A 17517-nucleotide genomic window follows, 5' to 3' on the forward strand; every position below is an offset into this window, starting at 1 on the left:
AGATATTTTTTAAAGTGAATGTTGACGTAAGTAAATTAGATAATAATCCTATAAAATTAATATGCAATGACAGAAAAAATAAAACTCTTTTGCTTGCCATTTGCCGGAGGAGCATCAAGTATTTACAGAAATTGGGGAACAGGATTAGCAGATAGTATCGAATTATGCCCTATTGAACTAGCCGGGCGCGGTATTCGAATAGCCGAAGATTGTTATGCAAATTTAGAAGAAGCAGTAGAGGATATTTTCAATCAGATATCCGATGATATTTCTAAATCTGATTATGCAATTTTTGGACATAGTATGGGGGCTTCGTTAGGTTACGAAGTCCTTCAAAAAATTATGTCATTGGGCATGAGGCCGCCGATACATGCTTTTTTTTCCGGAAGATATCCGCCAGATGTACAAAGAGTAAGGGAATTGTGGTCACTTATGGGGCCACAAGAGTTTCAGGAAAAAGTCTTAGCTTTGGGAGTAACACCTCCTGAAATTTTTCAACATCCGGAGTTAAGTAAAATATTTATTCCTTTACTGAGAAGTGATTTTGCCATAGCTGAAACAATGGTTCACAGACCGGAAATAATCCCTTTGAAAGTAAATATTTCAGTATTAATAGGGGAAAGTGAAGGGATTTCACGCGACACAGCGGTTAAATGGAAAGCACATACAACAAAAAGATGCTCGATATATTATATTGAAGGTGGACATTTTTTCCTTTTAAAAGAAAAAGATGCGGTTATTAAAATTATTAATGCCAGCTTAGTGCAGCAAAACTTAGAATTTTTAATTTAAGAGTAACTATTGTATTTAAAAACAAAATAAAATGAGTCTTACAACAGTAAAAGAAAATAAACATGTCATTTCTCTGGTAGATTTGTCAGTACAGGAAACACTTGATATAGTTAATAGAGGTATCGAATATGCAAATGGTATGGTCGAACTTGGCCATCAATTACAAGGTAAAATAGTAGGGATATATTTTACAAAAACTTCTACAAGAACAAGAACCTCTTTTTCTACGGCGGCGCTTAGACTAGGGGCACAAGTTATTTCGTATGGCCCAAATGATTTACAGATAAATACAGGTGAAAATTTGAGTGATACTTTGCAGGTACTTTCTCAAATGCTGGATGGTTTAGTAGTAAGAACCGGAGAATCTCCAGCTTTGCTCAGAATTTTTGCAAATCAGCAAAGAATGTCAATCGTGAATGCCATGACCGAAGATGAACATCCAACACAGGCTTTAGCTGATTTAACAACAATGAAACGCTATTTTGGAGAAATCAAAGGCCTTGAGATTATTTATCTGGGAGAAGGAAATAATACAGCATCAGCATTAGCTTTAGCATTTGCCAAATTTTCAAATGTAAAAATCAGCTTTTTTACACCGCCAAATTATCAAATTGATCCTCAAATTTTACATTATGCACAAAAAGAAGGAGCAGGAAGAAATACAGTTATCGCTGAATATCATGATCTAAAATTTCTGCCGGCAAATGCAGATGTAATCTATACTACACGCTGGCAAACAACAGGAACTGTAAAATTAGATGTCAACTGGAGAGACATATTTGAACCTTTTGCAATCACACAAAAACTTATGTCAAGATATCCTAACGCAATTTTTATGCATGACCTTCCAGCTCACAGAGGAGAAGAGGTTGAAGCAGAAGTAATTGATGGAGATAGAAGTATCGTTTTTGAACAGGCAGAAAACAAAGCACATAGTGCAAAAGCAGTTCTTGAATGGTGTATGCAATAAATGTATTGATATGATTTTGAAAAAAAAACGAGTTTTTTAAACAAAATACTACAATTTTTTTAGCTTTAAAGAATAAAAGGCAGGACATATTTTGAATATGATTCTGCCTTTCTTAATGAATTAATTTTTCCTTCCTTTATGACAATAGTTTATTATACGCTTTGCAAGCAATTAACGGATGAAAAGTATATAAAAGCAGTTTCGTTGCTTCCTGATGATATGCAAAATAAAATTGAGAAATTCAGACGCTGGGAGGATGCACATTCTTTTTTATATGGAAAGCTGCTGTTAAAACAAGGCATGCTTAAATTAGGATATCAGGATTCTTTAGCGATAATGAAGAAAAACCAATATGGGAAACCTTATTTTTCTTATGACACTTTTAGTTTTAATATATCACACTCTGAGGATTATATTGTATGCGTAATAAGTACAGATGAAAAAGAGAATATAGGAATCGATATTGAAAAAATAAAAACTATCGATATTGAAAATTTTAGTTCTGTTTTTACTTCAAAGGAGAAAAATAATATTACCAGCGAGAAACATTTTTATAAATACTGGACACGTAAAGAAGCAGTAATCAAAGCCGATGGCAGAGGATTACAAATTCCTTTAAGGAATGTTGATACAACAGAAATAAAGGTAGAAGTAGAGGATAAATTTTATTATTTACTCGAAATTGCAATTGATAAAGAATATGCAATGCATTTGGCATCTTCAAAAAAAATAGAAGAATATGCACTTCAATATGATTCGTTAGATTATCTATGATGTCAAACTTTTAGTAATCCCTCTTTTGTCTGGAAATAGTTATTTAAAAATTTAAAACAAACCTTGTTTCTATATTTGGAATCGAATGTACTTTAATGGTGCCATCGTGTAAACGCATAATTTGTTTAGACAAACTTAGTCCTATACCTGTTCCTGTAGTTTTTGTAGTAAAGAAAGGAACAAAAATTTCTTCCATTAACTCTGCCGTTATTCCCGGACCATTATCAGAAAGCATGATGAATTTTTTATCCTGATTTTTTATACCGGCAGAAATTTTTATAATACCATTTTCCTGATCGTTCAATGACTGCAGCGCATTTTTACCCAAATTTATCAATACCTGAGTAATTTGTTTTTTATCTATATACAATTCTAAATTTTCAGGAACTATCTCAATATCTATTTTTACAGTATCATTATTTGGATTTATTAGTAAAAATATATTGTCTAATAATGTTTTAGCGGGAACCATTTCTTTTTCGGGTACAGGAACACTTAATAATGTTCTGTAAGATCTAACAAAACTCATCAAATTATCACCCTGCTCACTAATAATTTCTAAACCTTTAGCAGTATTTATTATATGTTTTTCGTCAAACTCACTAATTGGAATTAGTTTATTATTGACTTTATAATACTTTAAAATAGATTCAGAAATTGATGTAATTGGTGCTATTGAATTCATAATTTCATGCGTTAAAACCTTAATAAGTTTTATCCATGAATCTGTTTCTTTCTCCTCTAATTCCTTATTAATATCCTGTATAGTAACTAAAAAAAGATTTTCCTTATGTATGTTGATAGTGCTGGATTTTATTGAAAGCTGTTTTTTTTCTCTCTCATTTGTTATCTGAAAAAGTTTCTGTTCAAAAGGTTTTAAGTTATCAAAAAAAGAAAATAATTTTTCATCAACCTGCCTCAGTTGTTTAATATGATTTAGAGGTCTGTAGTTAAGTAAATTTTCTACAGTAGGGTTTGAGTAAATAATATGACCATTTTCATTAAAAGCAAAAATTCCAATATTGGCTTGTTTTAATATTTCATGATAAAACTGTTCCTGAGCTTGTTTTTTTAAATGCAGTTCATGGATTAAGCTATTAACCTTATTAAGACTCTGGTTAAGGTTTTTAAAAGGTTTTATAAGATCTTTTTCAGGAAAGTGCAGTGTAAAATCTTCATTTTCAATACCATTTAAAAAATGGGATAATTTCCTGTTTGTATAATTGATGTATCGTATAAATAATAATACTTGCAATATTAAAATAAAAAGAAACAGAAAAGAAAATATATAAAATTCTCTATCAAAACAGAATGCAAATCCAAGAGAAGATATCGTAATAAAAACAATCCGTAATACAATATTTAAATAAAAATTTATGTTAACCATTGCTTTTTCTTTTCTTTATTTTATTGTACAAGGTTTGCCTTGAAACACCTAGTTGGTTGGCAGCAGCACTTAAATTAGAATTGTTTTCATTTAAAACCCTGTTTATCATTATCTCTTCCATTTCGTCCAAAGTATTTGGCTGAGTGTTTGGAGATGCCGAGGATTTATTGATTAACAAAAAGTCATCTGGTTTTAAAACATTGCTTTCGCATAAAATTATAGCTCTTTCAATGGTATGCTGTAATTCCCTGACATTCCCTGGCCAGGAATAAGCCATTAATTTTTCCTGAGCTGCAACATCAATTTTCATGTCTGGTCTGTCGTATTTAGAAGACATTTTTTTTAAATAAAAATCTGCCAAAAGTAAAATGTCTTTATCACGATCTCGCAATGAAGGAACTTCAAGATGAATAGTGTTGATTCTATAAAGTAAATCTTCTCTAAAAACACCGTCGGCAACCATTTGATGCAGATTGCAGTTTGTCGCACAAACTAAGCGAATGTTAACAGGAATAGGCTTATTAGAGCCCACTCTAACAATAATTCTGTTTTGTAGTACCGAAAGAAGTTTAGCTTGTAATTGAAGTGACAGGTTTCCAATTTCATCTAAAAATAATGTACCTCCATTTGCAGCTTCAAATTTACCAATTCTGTCCTGTTTGGCATCTGTAAATGCCCCTTTCATATGTCCAAAAAGTTCACTTTCAAAAAGTGACTCAGAAATAGAACCCATATCTACCGAGATAAATATTTCATTTTTTCTGTTCGAAAGTCTATGCAGTTCTTGAGCAATTACCTCTTTTCCGGTACCATTTTCACCGGTTATTAAAACACTAACATCAGTCTTTGCTACTTTTTGAGTTAGATGAAGAAGGGATAATAATTCTTTAGAATTACCAATAATAGAGCTTTCATTCTGATCATTAATCTCTTTTAAACCTTTTTCATTCGTTTTTGGTTTATTTCTTTCTTTTAAAGATTTTTTTAATAAATAAACTGATTTTATGGTGGATAAAAGTTTATCGTTATTCCAGGGTTTAAGTATAAAGTCAGAAGCCCCGGCCTTCAAAGCATCTACAGCTAAATCGATAGCTCCATAAGATGTAATCATAATAACCGAAATGTCTGGAGCCTTCTTTTTTATCTCTTTTAGCCAATACAGCCCTTCATTTCCGTTATTAACACCGGCTAAAAAATTCATATCTAATAAGACAATATCAAAATCAATTAAATTTTTAAAAGATGAAATTTGATTTGGATTAGATAACGTTTCAATGTGCTTGTATTCAAATTGCAAGAGAATTTCTAAAGCACTCAATACACTTTTGTTATCATCAATTATCAAAATTTTTCCGTCAATCATAAAAAAGGCTTATTGAGAAGTTGTTTTTAGGAGAAAATCAGAACTAAAAAAGTGTGGTTCGTTGTAACAAATATAAAAATAATAAGCGAATTCTGATTTTAATTGTTAAGATATTCGACACTGAGTGTAAAAATATTTGACACTTTTAAAAAGGTGTTTTTTAAATATTTGTTGTAAGTGTTTGATAATGAATTGTGTATTTTTTTGGCACGACGCTTGGATAAACGGTAGCAGTAGAAAAAGAATAATTTGAATTCCGTTATAAACAACTAATATATGAATATTAAAAATAATATTAAAACTGTAATTATACTCTTTTTGATTTCTAAATCAGCAATCGCTCAACAATCTTGGACATTAGATCAATGCATAGACTATGCAGTTGAGCACAATCTTAAATTGAATGAGTACAAGTATAATTTTCAAGCAAATAAAGAAACTCATAAACAATCTGTTAGAAGCTTATTGCCCGCAATTGAGGGAGTTTTAGGTTATAGTACTCGATATGGGCGTTCTATTGACCCTATTAATAATAATTATACAACTACAAGCTTTTTTACAAACGAATATACTTTACAGTCTTCTGTTGATTTATTTAAAGGCTTCCAAAAAATAAATACAATTAGATTGACAAAGTTATTACAAAATGCTGCACAACAGGATTTATTACATGAAAAATATATGCTGGCTTTTAGAGTAATGGTCGCTTTTTATGATATTTATTTTTATCAGGGGTTAGTAGTTATATCTAAAGAACAATTAGAAATCTCACAAACTAATTATGACCTTGTTAAAAGAAAAATAGATTTGGGCTTAAAGGCTGGTACTGATTTGTATGAAGCAGAATCTACATTAGTTTCAGATAAATTACTGCTTACTCAACATGAGAACAGCTTAGCAATTGCTCAATTAAAACTTATTCAGGAAATGAATTTAGGGGATATAAGCAAGATTTCATTAGCAGAACCATCAAATGAATTTGATATGCCTGATAGCGATCCTGCTTTAGAAGATTATGAATCAATTTTTAAGACGGCAAAGAGTTTTGTTCCGCTGATAAAATCTGAAGAATTTAAAACTCAGGCAGCGATGAAAGATGTTTCGATAGCGAAAGGGGCCTTATATCCAACTTTAACATTATTTGGAGCGTATGGTACAGGATATTATGAAACTTCCTTTGATGAAAACGGAAAAACGATTCCATTCAAGAACCAGTTCAGTAATAATGCAGCGCAGCAGGTTGGTTTTTCATTAAAGATCCCAATTTTTAACGGTTGGTCTGCCCACTCAAATATCAAACAAAAAAAGATAGAATTTGAAAGGGCTAATAATAATCTGAATCTACAAAAACAAGAACTCTATAGACTGATTCAGGAATTAGTGCAAAATCAAAAAGCTTTTGAAAAAGAATTCGAGCAAAGCAATCAAAAAATAGCAACAAGAGAACTTGCATTTAAGATAGAACAGAGAAAGTATGAATTAGGATTAATAAGTGATATAGACCTGTATCAGTCAAAAACTCTGTATGCTAACTCCAAGAATGAAAATTTGCAGGTAAAAATAAAACTAAAAGTCAACAAAAAAACATTGGATTTTTATAAAGGATTATCAATTTTTAACATCAAGAACTAATTAATATGGACATTCGAATTGAAAAGAAAAAAGGCCTAAAACTTAAGCATGTGGGCTATGCGGTACTAACAATCGTAGTGATTGCTGTAGTGTTTAAAGTATTTTTAAGTGACTCATTAGGCACATATGACATTGAAAAAAATAAATTATCAATCGCTCAGGTTACTCAGGGCAAGTTTGATGACTATATTACAATCAATGGTAATATTGCCCCAATTTCTACAATCTACCTGGATGCATACGAAGGAGGAAGGGTAAAAGAAAAACTAGTAGAAGAAGGAAATATGGTTAAAAAAGGGGATGTAATTTTAAAACTGGAAAACTTAGACCTGTACGAGCAAATTCTAACAAGCGAAAGTAATCTTGCCCTAAAACAAAACGATTTAAGATCTACAAAACTGGCTTTTGATACAAGACAGTTAACAGATCAAAAAGATCTTGTTAATTCTCAATATGATCTTCAAAAGCTTAAAAGAAATTACGAGCAAAATGAATCTTTATATAAAGAAAAACTTATTTCTAAAGAAGAATATTTACTATCGAAAGAAAAGTATAACCTTACCAAAGAACAGTACGTTATAAATAAAACACAAGCAGATAGTGACAGTAAACTAAGAAACACATCGTTTAAAAGTTTAGATGCCGATTTAGTACGCATGAAAAAAATATTAAATATGGTGTATCAACGATTGGATCATTTAAATGTGAAAGCTATTGCAGATGGGCAGCTTGGACTTCTTAATGCAGAAGTAGGACAAAATATTAGCCCTGGTGACCGTATAGGACAAATAAATGTACTAACCAACTATAAAATTGAAGCCACAATAGATGAACATTATATTGATCGTGTAAAAAATGATTTATCAGCAAGTTTACAGCGTAACAACACAGAATATCCTTTAAGAATACAAAAAGTTTATCCGGAAGTTCGTGATGGAAAATTTAAAATTGATCTTGTTTTTGTAGGTGGCAAACCAGAAAATATAAGAACCGGTCAAAGTTATAATATTAAATTACAGCTGGGAGAATCTAAAAAAGGGATTTTGTTACCAAAAGGCAGTTTCTTTAACAGCACGGGCGGACAATGGGTTTTTGTTGTAGATAATAAGACAGAACAGGCATTAAAAAGACCAATTAGAATTGGAAGACAAAATTCAAAATATTATGAAATTTTAGAAGGTCTTAATGGTGGAGAAAATGTTATAATTTCTGGTTACGAAGGATTTAAGGAAGTTGACAAAATAATATTAAATTAGCAAACAATACATTAACAAGATAAATTGCATACAAATACTTAAAAAATATAGAAAGATGATAAAAATTAAAAATTTAAAAAAGAGTTTTAGAACAGAAGATATTGAAACTCTAGCGTTGAATGATATCAATTTGAATGTAGCAGAGGGAGAATTTCTTGCTATTATGGGACCGTCAGGCTGTGGAAAATCAACATTGTTAAATATTGTAGGTATGCTGGATAATCCTTCAGAAGGAAGCTATAAATTTAATGATATTGAAGTAGCAGGTTTTAAAGAGCAAGAACTTACCACTTTGCGAAAAGGAAACTTAGGTTTTGTATTTCAAAGTTTTAATCTAATTGAAGAATTAACGGTTTTTGAGAACGTAGAATTACCCTTAATGTATCTTAATATCAGTAAAAGTGAACGAAAAGCAAGAGTATTAGAAGTTCTTAAAAGAATGAAAATTGCTCACAGAGAAAGCCATTTTCCAAAACAATTATCTGGAGGACAGCAGCAGCGTGTAGCTATATCAAGAGCTGTAATAACAAGACCTAAATTAATTTTAGCAGATGAGCCTACAGGTAACCTGGATTCTAAAAATGGAATTGAAGTGATGAATTTGTTAACTGAATTAAATAAGGAAGGTGCTACTATTGTAATGGTAACCCACTCAGATAGAGATTCTCATTATGCACATAGAGTAATTAACCTATTCGATGGACAAATAATGAGCGAAGTAAAAACATCTCCGTTAGCAACAGCAGCTGTGGCTCAAAGTTTAGTATAAAAAAGTACTGCATCAAGTGAAAGCAAAAGATGCTGTACAATAAAATTTTTAGATAATTGAGTGAAAAAAACCTGCAGATCTGCAGGTTTTTTTTTATCTAATCCAGGAAAATTATACTTTGATTAATTTAAAAACTCGTCAATTTTGATACTCCTGTTTTCATTATTTGCATTTTCTATAGCTTTCAAAATACTTGTGATTTGATTTTTATTCATCATATATTTTCCAAAGAAAACACTTTCTATAGTTTTTGTATTTTTAATATTTTCTAATGGATTCTTTGAAAGAAGAATTAAATCTGAATTATATCCTGTTTTTATTTTTCCTGTTTTGCTTTTTAGCCAATTGCTAGGTTCAACAGTTGCAGAATAAAGTACTTGTGAGTTTGTCATTCCTGCCTTAGCTAAAGATTGCAGCTCATTATGAAGCGAAAAACCCGGAACAATAGTAGCAACGTTTGCATCTGTCCCTGCCATAATTGTAACGTTATTTTCAATTAACGCTTTTGTCATAATATGGATAGCTTCAACATACGTGTTCCAGAAAGTTAACGACGATTTTAATGCTTCAGGATTATCCTCGCCATCATATTCGTATCCATTTTTACCAGGTAACCAGCCTAACTTATATATTGGACTGCCTTCAATAATTTTAGGATTAGCGTATTTTAATTCTATTTCTCTGAGTCTGGATTTTAAGTCGAATCTCTGTTTTGGAAAACTTTCAACTAACGAAATAGTTGAGGTTACACAAATATTGTTTTCCTTTAATTTTTTGGCTATTAGCTTTGACTGTATTTTTAAGAAATTAATATATTCTTTTGGATTTTTAGAAATTGATTTTCCAAAATCATCCATATTTTTGATGGTTAATTCTTCAACGTGAGCAACCTCTTTTTGACCTGAATGGTACAAAGTGTCTAAGTTAACCAAAGGAATGTGTCCTATAACAGGAAGGTTGTTTTCTTTGGCAAACTCAATTGTCGTTTTATACATTTCGGGATTAACAAAACCGTACATTTTAACGGCATCGTATCCTTGTTCTTTTATCTTTTTAATTTCTTTTTGGGCATCCACTTTAGTTGAATAATTAATAGCCTGTCTTGTCCAGCTAAAATAATAACCGCTTAATCCACTTTCGCTATATATTGGAGGAGATGCAATAAACATTCTGGGGCCAATGCCATTTTTCTTTTGTTCCTTTCTCCATTCTAAAGTTACAGGTCTTCCGGCCATTTCCCTAATATAAGTGATACCATTAGTTAAATATAGAAATAGGTCGTTTTGACTTTCTTTTAAATGAACGTGTGAATCTATAAGACCTGGAATTAAAAATTTATTTGTTCCATCTATTATAATAGCTGTGCTGTCCAAAGGTTGATTTTTTCCCAAGCTGACTATCTTTCCATTTTCAATGACTATTGTCTGGTTTTTAATAAAAGAAGTACAATCTTCTGAAAGTACATTGACATTTTTTATTTGAATTGTTTTGGAGGGCTTTACAAAAGAAGAAATGGGAATGACTTTAGTTGATTTACCTAAAACTTTATTTAATTCATTATCTGACCAGATAAAAACGCAGATAATAAGGACTAACAATATTATAATGGCATATATAAACCTCCTGAACCATATTTTTTTCATGAATTAATTATTTGGATTTTAAATGTAAATATACATTAAAAAGAGCGGTAATTTAAGGTATAAACGTTTGCTGTGTGAGTTTATTCTGTGCATAAATAAAAAGATGGAGAACCATAGTTAGATAATTTACCAGCAGATGAAAAAAGTAATGTTCAACAATGTAAGGATATGTAAAGCTTGGAGAAACAGATTAGTTTAAATAGAATAACTAATGGTTAAGCTTATAGAAGATGCACTTTTTAAGATATAGATAATAAAGAAAAAACCTTTAAACAGTAATGTTTAAAGGTTTTTGATTTTAAAGTTTCTTTTGAAACTTCTACTGGCGGAGAAAGAGGGATTCGAACCCCCGGACCTGTTACAGTCAACAGTTTTCAAGACTGCCGCATTCGACCGCTCTGCCATTTCTCCAGTATGTCGCTATCGTTTCGTGATTGCGAGTGCAAATATAAGGTGTTTTTTTAATTGAGAAAACTTTTTTGAAACTATTTACAAAGAAAATAATATTATAAAAAAGAAAACCCTTAACAAAAGTTAAGGGTTTTGAATTTGTGCGGAGAAAGAGGGATTCGAACCCCCGGACCTGTTACAGTCAACAGTTTTCAAGACTGCCGCATTCGACCGCTCTGCCATTTCTCCAGTATGTTGCTATCATTGCCTGATTGCGGGTGCAAATATAAGACGGTTTTTCGGTTCTGAAAACTTTTTTTGAAACTTTTTTAAAATAATTTACAAGTGTCTAATTATCAGTATTTCCTAGAAAGAGATTTTTGAAAAAATTAATCCAAATTGTCCAAAATTGGCGTTGGTTTCTTGTTTTCATCAACAGCAACAAACGAAAAAGTTCCTGAAACTACTGTTTCACGAAGCTCAGTATACATTTGTTCCATAAAAATATCAACATGAATTTTACAGCTTGTTCTTCCCACGCTAACAACTTTTGCAACCAATTCGATTAAAGTACCAGCTGGAATTGCTTTTTTAAAGTCAATTTGACCTGTAGATATTGTAACTACTTTTTTACGGCTGAAGCGAGTAGCGCAAATAAAAGCCACTTCGTCCATTAAATGAAGCGCAGTTCCTCCAAATAAAGTATCATAATGATTCGTTGTACTCGGGAAAACCGCTTTGAAAATATGTGTTTCAGATTTTAAAATTCTTTCTTCTAATGTACCCATAAAGATTAGTAAGTTACGTATTCAGTGATTTCAAGGCCATATCCAATCATTCCGACACGTTTTGTTTGTTCCGTGTTCGAAACTAATCTAATCTTAGAAATATCAATATCATGAAGGATTTGAGCCCCAATTCCGTAATCTTTACTATCTATGATAACTTTTGGTGCTTTTAATGTTCCTTGTGCCTGCAAAGTTTTAAGTTCAGAAATTCTGTTTAATAAATTTACAGCCGTCATGTCTTGGTTAATAAAAATAACCGCACCTTTACCATGTTCATTAATAACCTTAAACATATCATCTAACTGCTGTTCTGCATTATTAGTCAATGTTCCTAATAAATCATTATTAACCTGAGAAGAGTGGATTCTCGTCAAAATTGGTTCTCCAAGATTCCATGTTCCTTTCGTTAAAGCAATATGAATTTGTTTATTTGTAGTCTGCTCGTAAGCTCTTAATCTAAAAGTTCCAAAACGGGTTTCGATATCAAAATCTTCTTTTTTAATGATAAGACTGTCGTGCTGCATTCTGTAAGCAACCAAATCTTCAATCGAAACTAATTTTAAATCGAATTTCTTTGCCACTTTAATAAGTTCAGGCAAACGAGACATCGTTCCGTCTTCATTTAAAATTTCACAGATAACACCTGCAGGTTTAAACCCTGCTAGCCTTGCAAAATCAATTGCGGCTTCTGTGTGCCCTGTTCTTCTTAAAACTCCACCTTGTTTAGCAATTAAAGGAAAAATATGTCCAGGACGCGCTAAATCATGTGGTTTTGTATTTGGATCAACTAATGATTGTACTGTTTTAGATCTGTCAGCAGCAGAAATTCCGGTTGTAACACCATTTCCTTTTAAATCAACAGAAACCGTAAAGGCAGTTTCCATATGATCTGTATTATTAGTAACCATAGCGCGTAAATCAAGCTCCTTGCAACGGCTTTCTGTAAGTGGTGTACAGATTAATCCACGTCCGTGAGTAGCCATGAAATTGATCATATCAGGAGTAACTTTTTCGGCAGCAGCTAAAAAGTCACCTTCATTTTCACGATCTTCATCATCAACTACAATGATTACTTTACCTTGACGAATATCTTCTATAGCTTCTTCAATGGTATTCAGTTGAATTTTTGTTGACATAATTATTCTTTGTTTTGAGCTGGTGAAAACCGCTCGGAAATTTTTTGAAATAGTTGTGAGATTGGGGTAGTTATCGCATCAAAATTAATTAATCCGTTATCATTTGTAGCACGATAGGTTAATAATACTGCTAATGGCGAAAGAATAAACGACGACATCCATGAACCCATAAAAGGAGTCATTCCGCCTTCCTGCGATAATCTTTTTCCAAAAGTATTGATGAAATGGAAAGTAATGAAAATTAAAACCGCAAAAACAATTGGTAAACCAAGTCCGCCTTTTCTAATAATAGCTCCAAGAGGCGCACCAATAAAGAACATTAAAAAACAAGCAAAAGCAATAACAAACTTTTCATACAAAGCCGTTAAGTGTTTGTTGATTTCTCGCTGTTTATCTTTTAAATCTTTTTGGGTTGATTCAATAGAGAAAACGTTGCTGGTAACATTGCTGCTTGCCATTTTTAGAACATCAACTTTTTCTTTGTTGTTGTATAAAGACAAAAGATCACTTGGTAAAGTTTTTTTCTTTTTTGCTTTATCAGTAACCAGAGTGCTTGATCTTCTAAATCCAACACGTTGATTTATATTCTCAGAAAATGAAATAATTTCATTATCCAGATTCTTGTTTAATGAATCTAAAGTATAACGTAATTCATTAACATTAAGCATTGCATTTGTACCTGCAATACTTTCTTTACTGTCGTCAACCTTATTTAATTCAGATAGATCAATGTTAATGATATGCTTTTTAAAAGCGCCTTTTATAAAAGGAAGTTTAGCACGGTCTTCGTATTTTTTTGGAGTAACATCCTGATAATAATAACCATCATTTAAAACAAGTTTCAAGATACTTGATTTTTCATTACTGATCAATTCACCATCTTTGGCTTTAATAACCGTTTTGTTTTCCCCAAAATTGTTAGCCTTTTCGTGAATAGTAACACCAGTAAGAATATTTCCGTTCTCGCCAGATTTTTTGTTGACTTTAATGTTGTAAGTTCCAACATCGTTAAACTGACCTTCGGCAATTGCCATGGCTGGTTTTGCCTGTGCGATATTTTTACGAAAGTTTACAAACTTATATTCGGCAAAAGGAATAACATTATTGGCAAACCAAAATGCTACAATACTCAAAACGAATATAAAAATAATTAAAACCCGCATCGCTCTTTGAAGTGAGATTCCGGAAGATTTCATGGCAGCAAATTCATAATTCTCGGCTAAATTTCCGAAAGTCATGATAGAAGCCAAAAGAACCGATAACGGTAAAACCAGCGGTATAATACGCGGCATAGAAAAAAGCAGGAATTTCACGACCAATATTAAGTCGAGATCTTTACCTGCTAGTTCTGATATAAATAGCCATACCGTTTGAAGTATGAATATGAAAAAAAGGATTACAAATACCGTGGTAAATGTAACTAAGAATGTTTTTAATAAGTATTTGTCTAGAATTTTCAACCTTCTGATTAATCTAATTTGTTGATGTAGTATTTCGGGTATTTACTCGCTACAAAGGTAAATTGATTTTTTGATAATGGCTGATTGGTTTTAAAAGAATTAACGGTTAAAGTTGTTTTTGTACCATTTTTTCCAGTTTCAATCAAATTATAGATGTGTTTTGTCTGAACATCAATACCTAAAAGAATTTCTTTTCTTTGATCTTTTCCGGTAGTTGGTACTAATTTAATGTATTGAATCTTTCTTCCTTTTACATTTTGTACGATATCCATATTGTATTTGTACCCAGAATTAAAGAAAGTAAGCATTTTTGAAGGCGTGATAGCATTATCATCCTTTTCATTTACTTTAGAAACCGTAACTTCTTCGTCTTCAGGAACAATTGTGTATGTTTTTTGTCCGTCAAAAATTTTAGTAACGCCCATAAAATTCAATACATATTGATTACCTTTCATGGTTACATTTCCTTTACTGTCCTGGTTAATATTCTCTTTTGCATTATTTAGAGAATATTTAAAATCAATAACAATATTATCGTAGCTTTTTATTTTAGCAGTCACTTCGTTCAATAAATCTTTAGCTTTTTTATCCTGAGCTTGAATAGAAGTGAAGCTCAAAAGCAAGATAACTGCCATTTGAAAACACTTTTTAGTCATGTTAGTGATAGAATTGTTTTTGATTTCCTGAATGTTTGTTCTCATGATTGGATTAATTTTGTTCATTATTAAAGAATTGATCAAGAGCACTTAAGTCTAAAATGTTCACACTTCTTGCTTTACTGCCTTCAAATGGTCCAACAATTCCTGCTGCTTCCAGCTGATCGATCAAACGACCGGCTCTGTTGTAACCTAATTTTAATTTTCTTTGCAGTAATGAAGCAGAACCCTGCTGCGCATTAACAATAATCTCGGCAGCTTCTCTAAATAAGGTATCTCTTTCGGAAATATCCATATCAAGATTAATGCCAGTTTCTTCTCCAACAAACTCTGGAAGCAAATATGCTGTGGCATAAGCCTTTTGTGAACCAATAAAATCTGTAATTTTTTCAACCTCTGGCGTGTCAATAAATGCACATTGTACACGCGTTACGTCATTTCCGTTTGTGTACAATAAATCTCCACGACCAATTAACTGGTCAGCTCCCTGAGTATCTAAAATTGTTCTTGAGTCAATTTTTGAAGTTACCCTAAATGCAATTCTTGCAGGGAAATTGGCCTTAATTAAACCTGTAATAACGTTTACCGAAGGTCTTTGGGTTGCAATAATTAAGTGAATACCAATAGCACGCGCCAGCTGGGCCAAACGAGCAATCGGAACTTCGACTTCTTTTCCTGCAGTCATAATTAAATCGGCGAACTCATCGACAACCAAAACGATGTAAGGTAAAAATCGGTGTCCGGCTTCTGGATTTAATTTTCTTGCTTTGAATTTTTCATTGTACTCTTTAATATTACGAACCATCGCATCTTTTAATAAAGAATAGCGATTGTCCATTTCAGTACAAAGTGAGTTCAAAGTATTGACCACTTTTGCGTTATCAGTAATAATAGCGTCTTCCGTATCTGGAAGTTTTGCTAAATAATGTCTTTCAATTTTATTGAAAAGTGTAAGCTCTACTTTTTTCGGATCGACCAAAACGAATTTTACTTCTGCCGGATGTTTTTTGTATAAAAGCGAAGTTAAAACCGCATTTAATCCAACCGACTTTCCTTGTCCTGTTGCTCCCGCCATCAATAAGTGAGGCATTTTAGCAAGATCGACCACAAAAGTTTCGTTTGAAATGGTTTTTCCTAAAGCGATTGGAAGTTCCATTTCAGCTTCTTGAAATTTAGCAGCACCAATAACGCTTTTCATCGAAACCATAGTTGGAGTCTTATTTGGAACCTCAATACCAATTGTTCCTTTTCCAGGAATTGGAGCAATTATACGAATTCCTAAAGCCGATAATGACAATGCAATATCATCTTCTAAACTCTTAATTTTTGAAATTCTGATTCCCGCTTCCGGTACAATTTCGTATAAAGTTACCGATGGACCAACGGTTGCTTTAATTTGTGCAATTTCAATTTTGTAGTTACGAAGCGTATCTACAATTTTATTTTTGTTTTCTTCTAATTCTTCCTGATTAATGGTAATTCCACCCGTCGAATATTCTTTTAATAAATCGATAGTTGGGAATTTATAATTAGATAAATCCAAAGTTGGATCAAATAACCCGAAATCAGCAACAAGGCGAGAAGCAAGGTTTTCTTCAATAATATCTTCTTCTTCCGCTTTTTCAATTACAAATGCTTCATCAGGAGAAACTAATGGAAGTTCTTGTTTTGGCTGAATTGGTTTTAAAATCGGATTTAATTCAATTTCTGACGAATGATTGATTGTTGGTTTTAAAGCTTCTTTGTTGATTTCGAATTTAGAATCATCTGTTTTTAAATGAATATTATCCAATTCAGGATCTTCTTCAATTGCAAATTCTTCTAAATTATAAGCACTTTCAGGTTCTAAATCCTGCTGTGGTTTTTTGATAGAATTTAATTCTGATTTCAATTCATTTTTAGTAGAATCAAAATAAGACTGGATTTTTTCCGGAGATACTTTTATTTTGAAAATCAAATAAACGATCAGTCCAAAAAGTAAGGTTAATAAAGTTCCGGTTTTCCCGATATAATCCTGAAGGAAAAGATTTAATTCATAACCAATTGTTCCACCTAATTCTGGTGCCGAAGTAGCAAAAAAACCGAATAAAATAGAAACAACGATAATGGCAAATAAATCCCAGAACCAAGTGTTTTTTAATTTTTTGGTCGAAAGTTCTAATGCCAGAAATAATCCGGTTAAAAAGAATAAACGAACAATTATAAAAGAGGCAAGACCGAAACCTCGGTACACAATTAAGTCTGCAAGAAAAGCCCCGAATTTTCCGAGCCAGTTTTGCACCACTTCATCACGATCTCCCAATTGAGAAACCGCACTTTGGTCTGTCTGCCATTGTCCGTTGACATAAAACGAAATAAATGCAACTAATAATGCAATAGAAAAGAGTACCAAAAGGCAGCCCAAAACAAATTTTTGTTGTTTGGATAATGACCAGGATCTAATGCTGGCGACTTTTGATTCGGTTTTTTTGTCTACAGTTTCTTTTTTTGTTTTTGCCATT

At 32.0% G+C, this 17517-nt stretch carries 14 protein-coding genes and 2 tRNA genes; 6 read left to right on the plus strand and 10 right to left on the minus strand.

Annotation, left to right across the window (positions count from 1 at the left end):
- The first annotated feature begins 66 nt into the window (after positions 1–66).
- The 3 genes from NLJ00_RS11370 to NLJ00_RS11380 all read left to right on the plus strand — a co-directional run bounded on the left by NLJ00_RS11370 (position 67) and on the right by NLJ00_RS11380 (position 2536).
- Positions 67–792: a thioesterase II family protein gene (locus NLJ00_RS11370; RefSeq protein ID WP_256637261.1), complete on the plus strand. Its 726-nt coding sequence runs from the start codon at positions 67–69 to the stop codon at positions 790–792.
- Positions 793–823: 31 nt separating this feature from the next.
- Complete coding sequence (locus NLJ00_RS11375) at positions 824–1762, plus strand: ornithine carbamoyltransferase (RefSeq protein ID WP_180859385.1); 939 nt, start codon at positions 824–826, stop codon at positions 1760–1762.
- Positions 1763–1900: 138 nt separating this feature from the next.
- Entirely contained in the window at positions 1901–2536 is a 636-nt protein-coding gene (locus NLJ00_RS11380; protein WP_180859383.1) for a 4'-phosphopantetheinyl transferase family protein, read from the plus strand.
- A gap of 43 nt (positions 2537–2579) precedes the next feature.
- Here the strand turns inward: NLJ00_RS11380 and NLJ00_RS11385 are convergent, their stop codons facing one another.
- Both NLJ00_RS11385 and NLJ00_RS11390 read right to left on the minus strand, forming a co-directional pair.
- The gene (locus tag NLJ00_RS11385) at positions 2580–3791 is read right to left on the minus strand and encodes a sensor histidine kinase (protein WP_256637262.1); all 1212 of its coding nucleotides are present in this window, start codon (positions 3789–3791) and stop codon (positions 2580–2582) included.
- Positions 3792–3915: 124 nt separating this feature from the next.
- A complete protein-coding gene (locus NLJ00_RS11390; protein WP_180859379.1) occupies positions 3916–5286 on the minus strand; it encodes a sigma-54-dependent transcriptional regulator in 1371 nt (456 codons plus the stop codon).
- Between the two features lie 276 nt (positions 5287–5562).
- On the opposite strand from NLJ00_RS11390, the gene NLJ00_RS11395 reads away from it, so the two are divergent.
- The 3 genes from NLJ00_RS11395 to NLJ00_RS11405 are packed head-to-tail and all read left to right on the plus strand — an operon-like array spanning position 5563 to position 8943.
- Entirely contained in the window at positions 5563–6918 is a 1356-nt protein-coding gene (locus NLJ00_RS11395) for a TolC family protein (RefSeq protein WP_256637263.1), read from the plus strand.
- Positions 6919–6923: 5 nt separating this feature from the next.
- Positions 6924–8174 carry an efflux RND transporter periplasmic adaptor subunit gene (locus tag NLJ00_RS11400; RefSeq protein WP_180859375.1) on the plus strand — a complete coding sequence of 417 codons (1251 nt, stop codon included), beginning with the start codon at positions 6924–6926 and terminating at the stop codon, positions 8172–8174.
- A gap of 55 nt (positions 8175–8229) precedes the next feature.
- Positions 8230–8943 (plus strand): ABC transporter ATP-binding protein, encoded by a 714-nt coding sequence (locus tag NLJ00_RS11405; RefSeq protein ID WP_180859373.1) that lies wholly within the window; start codon positions 8230–8232, stop codon positions 8941–8943.
- Positions 8944–9065: 122 nt separating this feature from the next.
- Here the strand turns inward: NLJ00_RS11405 and NLJ00_RS11410 are convergent, their stop codons facing one another.
- The 8 genes from NLJ00_RS11410 to NLJ00_RS11445 form a co-directional block, all read right to left on the minus strand.
- Complete coding sequence (locus NLJ00_RS11410) at positions 9066–10586, minus strand: amidohydrolase family protein (RefSeq protein WP_256637264.1); 1521 nt, start codon at positions 10584–10586, stop codon at positions 9066–9068.
- A gap of 323 nt (positions 10587–10909) precedes the next feature.
- Positions 10910–10997, minus strand: a tRNA-Ser gene (locus tag NLJ00_RS11415).
- Between the two features lie 143 nt (positions 10998–11140).
- Positions 11141–11225: transfer RNA gene (locus tag NLJ00_RS11420), tRNA-Ser, on the minus strand.
- 140 nt (positions 11226–11365) lie between these two features.
- Positions 11366–11764, minus strand: coding sequence for an acyl-CoA thioesterase (locus NLJ00_RS11425; RefSeq protein ID WP_053471131.1), 399 nt, complete (start codon positions 11762–11764; stop codon positions 11366–11368).
- Between the two features lie 5 nt (positions 11765–11769).
- Positions 11770–12900 carry a 3,4-dihydroxy-2-butanone-4-phosphate synthase gene (gene ribB, locus NLJ00_RS11430; protein ID WP_053471130.1) on the minus strand — a complete coding sequence of 377 codons (1131 nt, stop codon included), beginning with the start codon at positions 12898–12900 and terminating at the stop codon, positions 11770–11772.
- Positions 12901–12902: 2 nt separating this feature from the next.
- Positions 12903–14360: an LptF/LptG family permease gene (locus NLJ00_RS11435; RefSeq protein ID WP_256637265.1), complete on the minus strand. Its 1458-nt coding sequence runs from the start codon at positions 14358–14360 to the stop codon at positions 12903–12905.
- Positions 14361–14368: 8 nt separating this feature from the next.
- The gene (locus NLJ00_RS11440; RefSeq protein ID WP_082356391.1) at positions 14369–15061 is read right to left on the minus strand and encodes a LolA family protein; all 693 of its coding nucleotides are present in this window, start codon (positions 15059–15061) and stop codon (positions 14369–14371) included.
- Positions 15062–15068: 7 nt separating this feature from the next.
- Positions 15069–17516 (minus strand): DNA translocase FtsK, encoded by a 2448-nt coding sequence (locus NLJ00_RS11445; RefSeq protein ID WP_256637266.1) that lies wholly within the window; start codon positions 17514–17516, stop codon positions 15069–15071.
- Between the last annotated feature and the right edge of the window lies 1 nt (position 17517).

The organism is Flavobacterium panici (genome assembly GCF_024499525.1).
Taxonomy (GTDB): domain Bacteria; phylum Bacteroidota; class Bacteroidia; order Flavobacteriales; family Flavobacteriaceae; genus Flavobacterium; species Flavobacterium panici.

Coding starts and splice junctions, on each gene's coding strand:
- NLJ00_RS11370 (WP_256637261.1), top strand. CDS start 67: ATGACAGAAAAAATAAAACTCTTTTGCTTGCCATTTGCCGGAGGAGCA.
- NLJ00_RS11375 (WP_180859385.1), top strand. CDS start 824: ATGAGTCTTACAACAGTAAAAGAAAATAAACATGTCATTTCTCTGGTA.
- NLJ00_RS11380 (WP_180859383.1), top strand. CDS start 1,901: ATGACAATAGTTTATTATACGCTTTGCAAGCAATTAACGGATGAAAAG.
- NLJ00_RS11390 (WP_180859379.1), bottom strand. CDS start 5,286: ATGATTGACGGAAAAATTTTGATAATTGATGATAACAAAAGTGTATTG.
- NLJ00_RS11395 (WP_256637263.1), top strand. CDS start 5,563: ATGAATATTAAAAATAATATTAAAACTGTAATTATACTCTTTTTGATT.
- NLJ00_RS11400 (WP_180859375.1), top strand. CDS start 6,924: ATGGACATTCGAATTGAAAAGAAAAAAGGCCTAAAACTTAAGCATGTG.
- NLJ00_RS11405 (WP_180859373.1), top strand. CDS start 8,230: ATGATAAAAATTAAAAATTTAAAAAAGAGTTTTAGAACAGAAGATATT.
- NLJ00_RS11410 (WP_256637264.1), bottom strand. CDS start 10,586: ATGAAAAAAATATGGTTCAGGAGGTTTATATATGCCATTATAATATTG.
- NLJ00_RS11425 (WP_053471131.1), bottom strand. CDS start 11,764: ATGGGTACATTAGAAGAAAGAATTTTAAAATCTGAAACACATATTTTC.
- ribB (WP_053471130.1), bottom strand. CDS start 12,900: ATGTCAACAAAAATTCAACTGAATACCATTGAAGAAGCTATAGAAGAT.
- NLJ00_RS11440 (WP_082356391.1), bottom strand. CDS start 15,061: ATGAGAACAAACATTCAGGAAATCAAAAACAATTCTATCACTAACATG.
- NLJ00_RS11445 (WP_256637266.1), bottom strand. CDS start 17,516: ATGGCAAAAACAAAAAAAGAAACTGTAGACAAAAAAACCGAATCAAAA.